Raw genomic sequence first — 935 nt, forward strand, 5'->3', positions numbered from 1 at the left:
GAGCAAGACGCTTTTTAGACGCTTTCGACAGTTGGTCGCCCTGACGTTCGTAATGCAAAATCGTAAACGCAATATCTTCGAAACTGTACTTCAACAAATTGGCGATACAGTCACTAAACGCATTGTACTTACTTTGGAATAATACGGATGACAACGCGACTTCAATTCGTTGATCGCGACTTTGCCAATCTTGATAGCTGAATGTTGGGTAACGGCCTTTCTCTAATTCAGATAAAATACCCCAAGCAGTTTGACCACCGACATACCCATCAAACTGTTTGAAAAACTTCAGATTCGTGATGCGGTCGGCGTGCTCACCTGGTCGCCAAGGCGGTGGCATTGAGATCAAGCTGACATTGCGTGTTTCACCCATAGGGCGACGCATCTTAAGTTCAAAATCCAAATTGATTTTTTTACTCGCACGCGACGAAAACACCGCATCACCAAAGCTTGGAATTGGATGCACAAGCTGACATTCCAAAGGGGTATTTACCACCATTTCCCATTGTGATTGCTGCGGAGTAGCGACATAACGCTTGCCCATCACCGCGTAACTGTTTGCGCTAAGCAGTGAAAGCATGACACCACTGGTTATCAGCCATTTATTCATCTAGTACAATCTCTCAAACGGCAGTCTTTTGCCGTTAATTGGAATCATTAAAACTACAACGATTGTCATGCAAAAATCCCGCCAATGCTCTAACTTTCTTGGTGAGAGTATCAAAATGAACGATTCTAGCTCTGATTTCTCCCACAAATGCCGCTAAATCGTATCTATTTCCGAGTTAAATATGCACCTGCGTGACACAAAAATCGGTACTTGTGCTCTTTATCTCAAGCGCCGCGCGAGCTTATTGATTAGATGGAAAATAGAATTCCGTTTTTCTCCGAAATTGCGGTTTTTCTCATCGATATAATCTGCAATAATGCAGCCT

General features: G+C 43.3%; 1 protein-coding gene. It reads right to left on the minus strand.

Features of this window, described 5'->3' with window-relative positions:
• On the minus strand, positions 1-610 hold a 610-nt coding region (locus tag R8N47_RS24010), incomplete at its 3' end, for a flagellar protein MotY (protein ID WP_318185951.1).
• Between the last annotated feature and the right edge of the window lie 325 nt (positions 611-935).

It is taken from the genome of Vibrio sp. 2132-1 (assembly GCF_033344315.1).